Annotated in this window: 15 protein-coding genes; 3 read left to right on the top strand and 12 right to left on the bottom strand. The window is 64.4% G+C overall.

Annotated elements, in window-relative coordinates:
• Positions 1-292 precede the first annotated feature (292 nt).
• The 5 genes from CWO91_RS39785 to CWO91_RS39765 all read right to left on the bottom strand — a co-directional run bounded on the left by CWO91_RS39785 (position 293) and on the right by CWO91_RS39765 (position 4,708).
• Entirely contained in the window at positions 293-799 is a 507-nt protein-coding gene (locus tag CWO91_RS39785; RefSeq protein ID WP_130220813.1) for a hypothetical protein, read from the bottom strand.
• 402 nt (positions 800-1,201) lie between these two features.
• Positions 1,202-1,483, bottom strand: coding sequence for a hypothetical protein (locus tag CWO91_RS39780; protein WP_091888080.1), 282 nt, complete (start codon positions 1,481-1,483; stop codon positions 1,202-1,204).
• Between the two features lie 279 nt (positions 1,484-1,762).
• Positions 1,763-2,413, bottom strand: a complete 651-nt coding sequence (locus CWO91_RS39775) for a cell envelope biogenesis protein TolA (protein WP_130220812.1) — start codon at positions 2,411-2,413, stop codon at positions 1,763-1,765.
• 366 nt (positions 2,414-2,779) lie between these two features.
• Positions 2,780-3,181: a VOC family protein gene (locus CWO91_RS39770; RefSeq protein ID WP_130220811.1), complete on the bottom strand. Its 402-nt coding sequence runs from the start codon at positions 3,179-3,181 to the stop codon at positions 2,780-2,782.
• Positions 3,182-3,301: 120 nt separating this feature from the next.
• The gene (locus CWO91_RS39765) at positions 3,302-4,708 is read right to left on the bottom strand and encodes an adenylate/guanylate cyclase domain-containing protein (protein ID WP_130220810.1); all 1,407 of its coding nucleotides are present in this window, start codon (positions 4,706-4,708) and stop codon (positions 3,302-3,304) included.
• Between the two features lie 213 nt (positions 4,709-4,921).
• Between CWO91_RS39765 and CWO91_RS39760 the strand changes: the two genes are divergently transcribed.
• The gene (locus CWO91_RS39760) at positions 4,922-5,272 is read left to right on the top strand and encodes a zinc ribbon domain-containing protein YjdM (RefSeq protein WP_130220809.1); all 351 of its coding nucleotides are present in this window, start codon (positions 4,922-4,924) and stop codon (positions 5,270-5,272) included.
• Between the two features lie 8 nt (positions 5,273-5,280).
• On the opposite strand, the gene CWO91_RS39755 is transcribed toward CWO91_RS39760, so the two are convergent.
• A complete protein-coding gene (locus tag CWO91_RS39755) occupies positions 5,281-6,201 on the bottom strand; it encodes a DMT family transporter (RefSeq protein ID WP_130220808.1) in 921 nt (306 codons plus the stop codon).
• Between the two features lie 86 nt (positions 6,202-6,287).
• Positions 6,288-6,512: a nuclear transport factor 2 family protein gene (locus CWO91_RS39750; protein WP_245471527.1), complete on the bottom strand. Its 225-nt coding sequence runs from the start codon at positions 6,510-6,512 to the stop codon at positions 6,288-6,290.
• Between the two features lie 30 nt (positions 6,513-6,542).
• Here CWO91_RS39750 and CWO91_RS39745 point away from each other — a divergent pair, with 30 nt between their 5' ends.
• Positions 6,543-6,755 (top strand): AraC family transcriptional regulator, encoded by a 213-nt coding sequence (locus CWO91_RS39745; RefSeq protein ID WP_349643615.1) that lies wholly within the window; start codon positions 6,543-6,545, stop codon positions 6,753-6,755.
• Here CWO91_RS39745 and CWO91_RS43520 read toward each other — a convergent pair.
• The 4 genes from CWO91_RS43520 to CWO91_RS39730 form a co-directional block, all read right to left on the bottom strand.
• Positions 6,752-6,928, bottom strand: a complete 177-nt coding sequence (locus CWO91_RS43520) for a hypothetical protein (RefSeq protein ID WP_165406037.1) — start codon at positions 6,926-6,928, stop codon at positions 6,752-6,754. The two genes, CWO91_RS39745 and CWO91_RS43520, sit on opposite strands and share 4 nt — an antisense overlap.
• A 198-nt stretch (positions 6,929-7,126) precedes the next feature.
• Positions 7,127-7,381 carry a hypothetical protein gene (locus CWO91_RS39740; RefSeq protein ID WP_130220807.1) on the bottom strand — a complete coding sequence of 85 codons (255 nt, stop codon included), beginning with the start codon at positions 7,379-7,381 and terminating at the stop codon, positions 7,127-7,129.
• Positions 7,382-7,551: 170 nt separating this feature from the next.
• On the bottom strand, positions 7,552-7,758 hold the full coding sequence (locus CWO91_RS39735; RefSeq protein ID WP_091888093.1) for a hypothetical protein: 207 nt from the start codon (positions 7,756-7,758) through the stop codon (positions 7,552-7,554).
• Between the two features lie 106 nt (positions 7,759-7,864).
• On the bottom strand, positions 7,865-8,035 hold the full coding sequence (locus CWO91_RS39730; protein ID WP_130220806.1) for a Flp family type IVb pilin: 171 nt from the start codon (positions 8,033-8,035) through the stop codon (positions 7,865-7,867).
• 359 nt (positions 8,036-8,394) lie between these two features.
• On the opposite strand from CWO91_RS39730, the gene CWO91_RS39725 reads away from it, so the two are divergent.
• Positions 8,395-9,702, top strand: coding sequence for a hypothetical protein (locus CWO91_RS39725; protein ID WP_130220805.1), 1,308 nt, complete (start codon positions 8,395-8,397; stop codon positions 9,700-9,702).
• A 5-nt stretch (positions 9,703-9,707) separates the two neighbouring features.
• Here the strand turns inward: CWO91_RS39725 and pdxY are convergent, their stop codons facing one another.
• Positions 9,708-10,526 carry a pyridoxal kinase gene (gene pdxY, locus CWO91_RS39720; protein WP_130220804.1) on the bottom strand — a complete coding sequence of 273 codons (819 nt, stop codon included), beginning with the start codon at positions 10,524-10,526 and terminating at the stop codon, positions 9,708-9,710.
• Between the last annotated feature and the right edge of the window lie 39 nt (positions 10,527-10,565).

The following is a 10,565-nucleotide window of genomic DNA, read 5'->3' as shown; positions in this document are numbered from 1 at the left end:
CCCGGATGGAGCGAAGCGAAATCCGGGGTCTTGCCCCAAGCTGCGCCGGTCCCGGATTTCGCGGAGCCTGTCATCGGGCGGCGCTGCGCGCCGACCCGTTGGCTCCATCCGGGCTACAGGCGCTTGCCGTGAGTGACGGCGATTAGATGATGCGTTTCGCAAGACCGTAGGATGGGCGGAGCGACTTGTCCGCCGTAGCTCGACGAGCGGAAGCGATACCAACGACGCTGGCGCGCGACGACGGGTTTCGCAAGAGCTCAACCCATCCTACGAACTACGCTCTATGCCCGCCTCACCGTATCTCGCTCATCGTCACCTGGGCGGCGATCCCGCTCAGCTCGGGCTCTTGCGGCTCAAGCTCCTCATCGGAAGATGGACCGACCGAGACTTCGACCATTCTGCGCTTGACCTGTTCGCATGTCTTGCGGACGTCTTCGGTGAACAGCGCGCATTCTTCGATGCGCTTGAAGATCTTCCGACCCTCTTCACGATACCCCGCCGCCGTTTCTCGCATGAAGGCGATCGCATCATGGACCTGGGCTGTCAGCGCCTCGCATTTTTGCGCAGCGTCGATCAACTCGGTGCCCATGGCCTCGATTTCTTTCGCAGCGGACTCATAGTCGCGAATGACCGCCTCTGCGCTGAGCGCGCCGACGCGCGTCACGCCCGCGGTGTGCTCGACGTAATCAGGCAGAGCAATGGAAGTAATAGAGCTTCCCGAGCGTACCGACGATATGTCCGCCTCGAGTTGGACCAGGTTAACGCCGTCCCGTCTGCGCAATTGTTCAACACTTGCCATGATTGATCCTCTCAATACGCGCCCGTACCCCTTAACAGTATTGGGTGTATTACGGGGATAAATGCCATTCTACCCCGATGTGTTCTTGACAGTCGCAGGTTTGCCATTTTTTCCCAGCCGCTGACGTCGCACGCAGCGATGTTGGGCTTGGAAGCGTTCAACCTCTCCGGATGGCCAGGCTGGGAGGTGCGCAAGGGCTTGAGCTGTCGAGCGAAAATGAGCGCGTACGATCGGTGCAGGCGCGTAGCGAGCGTAGCCCGGATGGAGCGAAGCGAAATCCGGGGTCTTGCCTCAAGCTGCGCCAGTCCCGGATTGCGCTTCGCTTCATCCGGGCTACAGGCGCCAGTCAATTCCGTGTCCGTCGCTGGCCGAACTCCACATGCCGCAGAATGTGATGGTTGTTCACCACCAATATGGCCACCGCCACCCCTCATAGCGGACCCACGACGAGACCAGGGGCGGACCGTAGGGATCGACCCGGTCGTCTTCAGGACGATAGCGATATCGTGGGACGATATAATAATCCCACGGCGTTGGCCTGAGCACGGGCGCCGTGACGATAAGTCTCTGCTGGGGTTCGCGAACGACTTGCGCCTTGCGCGCCCGGGCTTCAGCCCCTGACATCCCAAGGCTGCTCAGCACCAGGGCCGTTCCGAGCGCACACGCGACGGTCATTTTCTTCATGCGTTGGCCTCCTTCCCACAAGAGTGCTCAAGGTTGCAAAGCAAGGCAAGCCAATTCGCTCTCGAACTTGCTTGAATGACCGATGTTGGCTCCTGCGACCTCTCCACCGTCACTGCGAGGAGCTCTTGCGACGAAGCAATCCAGAGTCCCTCCGCGGAACCAGTCTGGATTGCTTCGCTACGCTCGCAATGACGAAGAACGCAGCGAGCATACATCCGGGGAATGCTTCGCGGCGAGAGTCCCGGATATCGCTTCGCTCATCCGAGCTACTTGCGTCCCCTACTCCCGCGCCCGACGCAGCGCTTCCTCCAGCTTCCTCCTCTGCTTGTCCCACCGGCTCTGCTCGGCCTCGGCACGTTCATCCAGCGCGGCCCGCTCGGCTTCGATCTCCTCCGCCCGCGCCTCGTGCTCGCGCTTCGCCTTGTCCAGTGCCGCCTGCGCTGCTGCGACCGCCTTGTCGCGGCGCGCGCGCTCCTTGGCGCGAGCGGCCTCTTCCTTGCGGCGCTCGGCTTCGCGCCGCCGCTCTTCCTTCTCGAAGGCCGCGGCGGCCCTGCGGGCTTGTCGGTCGTCGATCTTGCGGGACGGCTTCTTTGCAGTCTTGGCCGCACGCTTGCTTGGCTTGGACTTACGTTTGGACTTGGCCTCGCCTTCGTCGGCAAGGTCGGCCGGCAACTCGGCGCTTTCGGTGAACGGGCCGTTCGAGCCGACCGGACGTCTGAGCACGACGCCGGGGCTTGCCATGGTCGCCGCGACGATATCGGGATCGTCGGTCTCCTTGGCCACGCCCTGATGAAACAGATTGGACCTGGCGCCCCAGGCCTCCAGCGCCGCCTTCATCGAGGGCGCGGCGACCGCCTGGTCGTAGAAGCCGAGCGAGGTCTGGTAGGTCTTCAGTCTTCTTTTCGCTTTGCTTTTCGGCTCTCTTGGCATGTCGCCCCGCGGCCCGGCGGCGCATCAGCCCCCCGTCGCAACCGGCGCCATCTTGGCATAGTGTCCCTGTTTTGCCCGACGAGTCAAATTCTATTTCGGGATCACCGAAGTCGGTCCGCATCTGCGTGTCCCGGCCTTGCCCTACGGGTCACATCATTCCGGCATCGCAGAAGTGTGAAATCTCAAGGAGTTCCCTACTGTGCATGGGGTTGTTCTCGCACTTTTTGTTTTAACGTGCCTCCGCCGTCATTGCGAGCGAAGCGAAGCAATCCAGAGTCGTTCCGCGGAGGCAGTCTGGATTGCTTCGTCGCACCAGCGCAAAATTGCTACGCAATTTGTCGCGGGCTCCTCGCAATGACGGTGTCGCTACGCCCCGAGCAACGCGTCATAGCCCTGCGCGCTGAACGCCAGCAGACAAAACCCATGCCCGAACGGATCGGACAGCATCGCGATCCGCCCATAGGGCGCATCGCTTGCGGCAACCTCCAGGATCGCGCCGGCGCGCAGCGCGCGTTCGACGGCGGCGTCGACGTCATCGACGACGACGTCGATATGCACCGGCGTCCAGTGTCGCGCGTAGCGGCGGCGATCGCCGCCGGCGCCCACCGTGCCGGCCTGCTTGGTGAGCAGATACACCGGCGCCGGCCAGCCAAGCAGCTCGACGAAATCGGCGCCGAAACGGCGGCCGACGGTGAGACCAAAGGCGGCGGTGTAAAAAGTCGTCGCTCGCGCGACGTCGGGAACGTCGATGTTGAGGAGGAAGGTCATGGCGGGAAATGTAGCCCGGATGGAGCGTCAGCGTAATCCGGGATGGCGCCGCACCTCCCGCCCCGGATTTCGCTGACGCTCCATCCGGGCTACGAAAGCCTCACGGGATCTACGAAAGTCTCACGGTATCTCGTACACCGACACCTTGTCCGCGATCCCGCTCAGCGCGACGCTGCGACGCGTCGGGTTGAGGCCGCCGGCGTCCAGCAGCGTCCGCGTCTCGGCGTTGTCGACCACCGCCTCCGTCACCACGATCGCGCGCGAGGCCGCCAAGCCCTGGACGCGGGAGGCGATGTTCACGGTCTGGCCGAAATAGTCCTGCTGGCCGTTGAGCGTGACGGCGAGGCACGAGCCCTCGTGGATGCCCATCTTGAGCAACAGGCCCTGGTGCTGGCGCTGGGCGCCGAGCTCGCTCATGGCCTCGCGCATGCGGATCGCTGCCGCAATGGCGCGATCGGGTGTCTCGAAGGTCGCCATCACGGCATCGCCAATGGTCTTGACCACGGCGCCCTGCTCGGAGGCGATGATCTCCTGCAGCAGGCGGAAATGCTCGTTGACGAGATCGAAGGCGACGAGGTCGCCGACATGCTCGTAGAGCCCGGTGGAATCCTTCAGGTCCGAGAACAGGAAGGTCAGGCTGAGGATCTTGAGGCGCTGGCCGATCGCGAGCGTGTCGGTGCGGTAGAGATCGCGAAAGGTCTGGTTGGTGAGGAGGCGCTTTGCGGTGAGGCTCGGCTTGCGCCGGGCCAGGAGATCGTCGAGCCGCTGGTTCATCACCCACACCGCGGGCAGCACGCGGCCGTCGGTGCGGTTCTCAAGCGTCAGCCGCAGCGGTCCCGGGCGCAGGCTCACGGCATCGACCGGAACCTCGGACTTGTTGAAGATCAGCGACAGCGTTTGGCGCTCGGCCGTCTCCTCTCCCTTCACCTCGATGTATTGCGCCGTGTGCGTCACGGGATCGAACACGATCAGCATGCCCGGCTGCACTTGCAGGGAGAGAATGGCGCGCTCGCCCGCCGGCAGGTCGACGGATTCCAGCGTCAGCTCGCGCAGCAAGCCGTCGAGGTCGGGCGGAAGCTCGATCGCCGAGCTCCAGAACACCTGGCGGTAATATTCGGCGAGCGGCAGCTCCTCGGCATTGTGCGCGGCGATCCTGCGCACGCGCGGGCTGACCGCGAAGGTCACCTCGACCAGATTGTCGAGCGTCGTCTCATAGCCGGCGGCGCAGAAGGCGCAGTGATATTGCGGGCTGTTGACCGTCTTCAGGCTCTTGTTGGCCGAGAGCACGCCGGCGCAGCTCGGGCACATCACGCTCCAGGTCATCTCGAGGATGCCGAGCCCGACCGCATGCAGCAGCCCCGCGATCACCTGCTCTTCGCCGAGATTGGCCGTCCTCGCCAGATGCAGCGCATTGATCTTGCACAGGGCATGGTCCGGCCCCTCCCGCACCATGCGCTCGAGCATGTCGACGACGGGCGCGTCGGCCGACTGCCGCAGGACACCGAACAGGGTTTCGATCTCGCTCATCCCGTGACGCTACATGGAAGGGGGTGACGCGGACATCCGCTTTCCGATCAGCTATGCTTGGTGAGGCAAAGCACAAGCCATAGCCGTCAATTGCTGCGTCACGATGATGGGAGTTTGCCGGGCCGCAGCAGAGGCCGGATTTTCCTTGCTTTCCCCGTCCCCGCCCCTACGGTGCGCCCGCCCACAGGGGCCGAACAAGGGGACGAATCGACGATGGACGATGCCGTGAAATGTCCGAGCTGCAACTCCGAGCACGCCTATCAGGACCGCGGTCTCTGGGTCTGCCCGGAATGCGGCCATGAATGGAGCGGCACGACCGATGCGGCCGCGGAAGCCGCGCCCGAGGCAGGCGTGCGCGATGCCAACGGCAATGTGCTGGCCGACGGCGACAGCGTCATCGTGATCAAGGACCTCAAGATCAAGGGCTCCTCGTCGGTCGTCAAAGGCGGCACCAAGGTCCGCAACATCCGCCTCCAGGACGCCAGCGACGGCCACAACATCGCCTGCAAGATCGACGGCATCGGCGCGATGAATTTGAAATCGGAGTTCGTGCGGAAGGCGTAAGTTCGCGCCTACCTTTGCCGCTGCGCCAGGTAAAACCCGCACAGCACCGTCACCAGGCCCGCGGCCTGGAGTGCCGTCGGCGGCTCCCCGAGCAGGAGCCAGCCGACCAGGAGCGTCAGCGCCGGCACGATCGCGGGGAATACCGCGGCCCGGGCGACGCCGAGACGCTGGACGGAGACCGCGTAGAGATAGAGCGCGGCGGGACCTGCGAGCACGCCCTGCGCCAGCGCCTGGATCGCGTTCTCGGTGACGCCGATCGCCGCGATACGGGCAAGCCCGCCGGTCGCGAGGTAGATCGGCAACAGCAGCAGCGACAGCACGTTGATGACGAGAGCGGCCGACACGGCGGAGACGCGCCAGTGCCGCAGCAGCGCGCCGAAGCCCGCGAACATGAATCCGGTGAGCACGAAGATCAGATCGCCCTGCACGCCGTCGGCGCCGATATGCCCGATCGATTCCGCGCCGATCACACCGAGGCCGCCGACGATGACGAGAGCGCCGGCAAGCCGCGAGGCGGAGATTTTTTCTTTCAGGAACAATGCGGCGAGCAGCAGGCCGCCAAGCGTCGCGCTGGAGGGCTGGATCACGCTGCCATGTCCGAGCGGCACGAACAGGAACCCGGTGTAGGAGATCAGCGCCATCACCGGGCCGCCCAGCACCATCAGCGCAAGGCCCCTGCCCCAGCCGATGCCGCAGAGATCGGAGATGCCGGCGCGGAAAACCAAAGGCAGGAACGCGATCCCTGACCAGACATAGCGATGCACGAGCAGATCGACCGGCGTGAACCCAAGTTTGAGGCCGTGCCGCGTGCCGACGAAGCCGAGCGCCCAGAACAGCGCCGCAGCCAGCCCGCAGACGACGCCGAGCAGCGCCGGCGCCGCGTCGTTCTTTTGAATGAGAGCGTCAGCGCCGCTCGTCCGCTGATCCATGGGAGAAGCCTTATGTCAGCGGGCCATTCCGCTCAACCCACGTGGTTGCAAGGCTGGCACGCAGCGAAGTTGCGTAGCCCGGCTCGTCACACCTCCTCACCGAACACCATCCGCCATCCCTTGCGCGTATCCATGTATTCGCGCACCTCGCGGATTTTGTCTCCGGTCACGGTGAACACGAAACAATAGTCGTTCTCGTAACGAGCGCCGCCGGGCAGCGTGGCGCGCATCCGCTCCTCCACGATCACGACATCGCCGTCGGCGTAGACGCCGCGAAAGGCGATATCGATGTCCGAGAACAGTCTGTGCATCTCCTGCGGCGTTCGACGGTCGCGCGTACGGTGAAGCTCATCGACGATGGCGCGCTCGACGAGGATTCGGTCGTGACGCTCGCGATGCGGCTCGGCATTTCCTCGCGCCATCTCGCGCGATTGTTCGAGCGGCATGTCGGCGCCACGCCGCAGCAGCTCGCCAAAACGCTGCGCGCGCCGCTCACGCCGTCCGGTCTGCGTGCAACCGCTCAGAACAATCCCGGGCTGAGATCCAGCCCCTAGGTCAGGCTCAGCACGAACACGAACAGCACGGCGGCGGCGAACAGGATGGCGTGGCTGACAATGAACGCACGCGGCGAGGCGGTGGGGATAACGGCTTTCTGCGCAACGGGCATAATGGCCTCCGAAATGATTTCAAAAAATGCCCGCGACGATGCGGCGGCCGCATCAAGCAATGCGACCTGCAAAGCAACTGTTAAAAGGATTGGGCTCGTTATGAACGAGCATACATAACCGGCGCCTTCACGCGAACTTCGCGGCCGGATTCTCGATCAGCGCGTCGCGGCGCATGCGAGCGTCGTGACGTTCATGATCGCATGAGGCGGCGGGTCGCGCACGCGGCGAGACCCGCCTGCCCTTCATGCGATGTCAGCTCAGCGGGCTGCGCCCGTCGTGACGTCCGCGGTCTTGACCTTGCGCGACGCAAGTACCTTCACCTGGTGCGCTGAAGCAACCGTCGTGGGCGCCGCGAGCTGCTGCTCGACATGGCCGGCTCCAAGCACGCCAACCTGGACGGGGGAGACCGGAAATCCATTGGCCTCATAGGTCGGCAGCTCAGCGGCGAAAGCCGAAGTGGCGCCCGCGATCGTCAGGACGGCGGCGGCGATCGTCAAAGTCTTCTTGTTCATTGGTGGTGCTCCTGATGGAAGATTCGGAGCATATTTAAGCGCGCTTTGCTGCATTGCGACATCCGTTGTTGCATTGCAACAGCGCATGCAGCGCATGGCGATATGTTTAACGCGTACAAAGCCTTGGCCGAATCACGCCGGCCGCGACATGGCGCTTTTATGAGCGGTGGTCAGCCACCGAGCACGTTGCCCCAGCCGTCGAAGAGGTAGGCCTTCCAGGCCACGGTTCCATCTTCGCGCGGCCGGCTGGATTGCCGGTAGTCATCGGCCTGATCGGCGGTCCAGGTGATGATCGTGTCGGACAGACGATCATGCAGGATGGCGGGTTCGGTGGGATCGAAGGCGTCCATGGGACGAAGCGAGGAATGCGTGCTCATGGGCCGATCAACGCACGGCGCTGCGCAAAGTTGCCACGAGGCGTCAGGCAAGACACTTGTCACAAGACACCTTGTCAACAGCCCATCGCGAAAGCCTTGTGAACGCCTATTTCAGCGCGGTCGCGAGCGATTGCAGTTTTGCGACGAGAGCGGTGCCGAGCGCATAGATGATCTCGATGATCGCGAGTGCGATGCCGGCTGCGATCAGACCGTATTCGATCGCAGTGGCGCCGGATTCATCGCCGACGAATTCGGCCGATTTGCATTTCGACTTCACCGATGCGTCCTTTCCATTTCTACCGGACATTGCCGGCGCGCGAGCAGCGCATCATCGCAAGATCGAGTAAATCCGGATCACTCAATTTGACGACAAAACTTGCCGTTGCAGGCATTTTCCGCCGCCGTCGCGTACGGAACACCACGGAACCCGCGTTGCAACTTCGCAACACCCCTTCGAAAAGCTTGTTTTCGCTGAATTACGCCATTGCGCCGCCACACCGTCTTCCGAACAATCGACGCGCTGCGTGCCTTTCCGTGCAAGTCTGTTCGCATCAAGTCTGTTCGCATCAAGACTGTTTGCATCACTGACTGTTCGAACAAGACGGGTTCGAACAGAACCGTTTGGAGGCAGGGATCATGAATGATCGGCGGTCTCTTCTGGTGGCGGTCTCATGCCCCTCGGCCGTTCTCGCCAGCTGGCTCGTGCTCTCCCTGTCCGCCTACGCGCCTGCCCTCATCGAGAACAGCGGCGCCAATGCGGCTGCTGTCTCGCGCGCGAAAGATCTCGATCGCCTCGACCTCGCCGACGTCCCACGCGCTGCGATCATCGAGGACGGCGTCGCCTTGACCGCCGAGATCGCTGCGGCGGCGGCGAGCCTGCCAACCGTTGAAGCGGCAGCCGCGCCGGAAGTCCCCGCCGTCCAGCTCGCGTCGGCCGATCCCGCGCTAATATTGCCGGCGGAGCAGCCCGCGCCTCAGATTTCACCTGAACCGGCACCCAGCGTCAGCGAGGCTGCTAGCGTCAGCGAGGCTCCGCCTGCGCCGACGCCAGAGCCCGTCAAACTCGCATCCGCCGATCCCACCGAGATCGTGGCCACGGACGCATTGTCCCCCGCCGCGATCGCGAGCGGGCAGGTCCCGCCCGCAAGCAAGGCGCCGCCCGCGGACACCATAGCCGTGCTCGACGAATGCTTCGTCGTGGACGCCTGCATCGACCGCTATCTCTGGGCGCTCTACCAGCGCACGCCCAAGGAGGATTCGATCAAGGTCGAGGAACGCCGCCCCGTCACAGTCAAGCGTAAGGGCAAGACGGTGACTGTGATGCGCAGCTTCACCAAGCTGGTCGACGAGGATTTCGGCTGGAAGGATCCGAAGGCGGCCGACCACGCCCGCATGTCGATGATGGATTACGTCATCGGCGGCATGGACACGAGCTTCAAGCGAAAACTGTTTCGTACGCTGCTCGCCGCCGAAGCTGCCGGCCTCTCGCCCGGCATCACCAGCGCGTTCCGTGACGACTATCGCCAATCGATCGCGAGCGGCCTGAAGGCCGCCTCCGACCGCTCCTATCACGGCGGCAGCACCCGCGGCGGCTACGGCCACGGCATGGCGGCGGACATCGTCAGCACCCAGGGTAGCAACCGTGCGCAGCGCTGGGTCTCGACCGAAATCCTGTGGAAGTGGGTCGACGCCAACGGCAAGGCATTCGGTATCGGCCGGCCCTATCTCGGCCGCGATCCGCCGCATGTCGGCCCGATCGACGGCCAGGAATACATCTCGCGCCGGGGCACGGCGGACCGCAAGGAAGCTGCCAACGCGAAGCCCAGGAAGGTGCGCGCCGCGGCCCATGCAAAGCCGCCCAAAGCACAGGCCGCTCGCGAGCAGAAGAAGAGCCCGGCAAAGCCGCAGAAGGCGGCGCAATCGGCCGGCAAGCGCGCGACCTGAAGCCGTTACGGCTCGCGGCCCGGCGGCGGTAGCGGCACGAGACGCATCTCGGCTGTGCCCGCCTTCTGTGTGCGCACCAGCACCGCGAAGGTGGTCTCCACCGCGCGCCGCACCGCCACCTCCGTCGCTTCGCCCTTGGCCAGATGTGCCGCGATCAGACCGGTGAGGAGGTCGCCGGTGCCATAGGGACGGATCGGCAGAAGCGGCGTCGCAAAGCGCGACAACCGGCTATCGGCGCAGAGGATCGTCTCCAACTGTCCTTCGGGCGTGTCCGCGAGCGTGCAGCCGGTGGCGACGACGTCGATGCGGCCCTGGCCCACGAGCGCCGCGCACGCCGCACGCAGGTCCTGCGCATCGGCGATCGTGAGGCCCGCAAGCAGCTCGAGTTCGAACCGGTTCGGCGTGGTCAGGTTCGCGGCCGGCAGAAGCCGATGCCGCAGCACGTCCAGGATTCCGTCGGCGACATAGACGCGGCCATCGTCCCCGATCACGGGATCGCAGAGATAGACGAGCTTCGAATTGCGCACCAAGGCCCGCTCGACGAAGTCGGCAACGACGGCGGCATTGCCGGGCGAGCCGAGATAGCCGGTGACGAGCACGGCCGCCTCGTCGACGAGATCGCGCTCTTCAACGCCCCTGAGGAGATCGGCGATCAGCTCGATCTCCAGCACCCGCCCGCGCAGGCTCGGATAGCGCGGATGGTTCGACAGCAGCGTCGTCGGCACCGCGGCGACATTCACACCCTCCGCCTGCATCGCATAGGCAGCCGCGCTGTTGCCGACATGGCCGTGGACCACCTGGCTTTGAATGGAGATGACGAGCATGAAGGAGGTCCGTAAGGTCAAACATTGAGTGTGGCAAGA

Origin of the sequence: Bradyrhizobium genosp. SA-3, assembly GCF_004212635.1 — a bacterium.
In the GTDB taxonomy this organism is placed as follows: Bacteria; Pseudomonadota; Alphaproteobacteria; order Rhizobiales; family Xanthobacteraceae; genus Bradyrhizobium.
Note: the sequence above shows the minus strand (reverse complement) of the source record. Positions and strands in the feature narration are given on the sequence as shown.

Excerpts from the sequence above, each read along its gene's own strand:
- pdxY (WP_130220804.1), bottom strand. The coding sequence starts at position 10,526 with ATGCTCGTCATCTCCATTCAAAGCCAGGTGGTCCACGGCCATGTCGGC.
- CWO91_RS39725 (WP_130220805.1), top strand. The coding sequence starts at position 8,395 with ATGAATGATCGGCGGTCTCTTCTGGTGGCGGTCTCATGCCCCTCGGCC.
- CWO91_RS39765 (WP_130220810.1), bottom strand. The coding sequence starts at position 4,708 with ATGAGCGAGATCGAAACCCTGTTCGGTGTCCTGCGGCAGTCGGCCGAC.
- CWO91_RS39760 (WP_130220809.1), top strand. The coding sequence starts at position 4,922 with ATGGACGATGCCGTGAAATGTCCGAGCTGCAACTCCGAGCACGCCTAT.
- CWO91_RS39755 (WP_130220808.1), bottom strand. The coding sequence starts at position 6,201 with ATGGATCAGCGGACGAGCGGCGCTGACGCTCTCATTCAAAAGAACGAC.
- CWO91_RS39770 (WP_130220811.1), bottom strand. The coding sequence starts at position 3,181 with ATGACCTTCCTCCTCAACATCGACGTTCCCGACGTCGCGCGAGCGACG.
- CWO91_RS39735 (WP_091888093.1), bottom strand. The coding sequence starts at position 7,758 with ATGAGCACGCATTCCTCGCTTCGTCCCATGGACGCCTTCGATCCCACC.
- CWO91_RS39740 (WP_130220807.1), bottom strand. The coding sequence starts at position 7,381 with ATGAACAAGAAGACTTTGACGATCGCCGCCGCCGTCCTGACGATCGCG.
- CWO91_RS39775 (WP_130220812.1), bottom strand. The coding sequence starts at position 2,413 with ATGCCAAGAGAGCCGAAAAGCAAAGCGAAAAGAAGACTGAAGACCTAC.
- CWO91_RS39750 (WP_245471527.1), bottom strand. The coding sequence starts at position 6,512 with ATGCACAGACTGTTCTCGGACATCGATATCGCCTTTCGCGGCGTCTAC.
- CWO91_RS39785 (WP_130220813.1), bottom strand. The coding sequence starts at position 799 with ATGGCAAGTGTTGAACAATTGCGCAGACGGGACGGCGTTAACCTGGTC.
- CWO91_RS39780 (WP_091888080.1), bottom strand. The coding sequence starts at position 1,483 with ATGAAGAAAATGACCGTCGCGTGTGCGCTCGGAACGGCCCTGGTGCTG.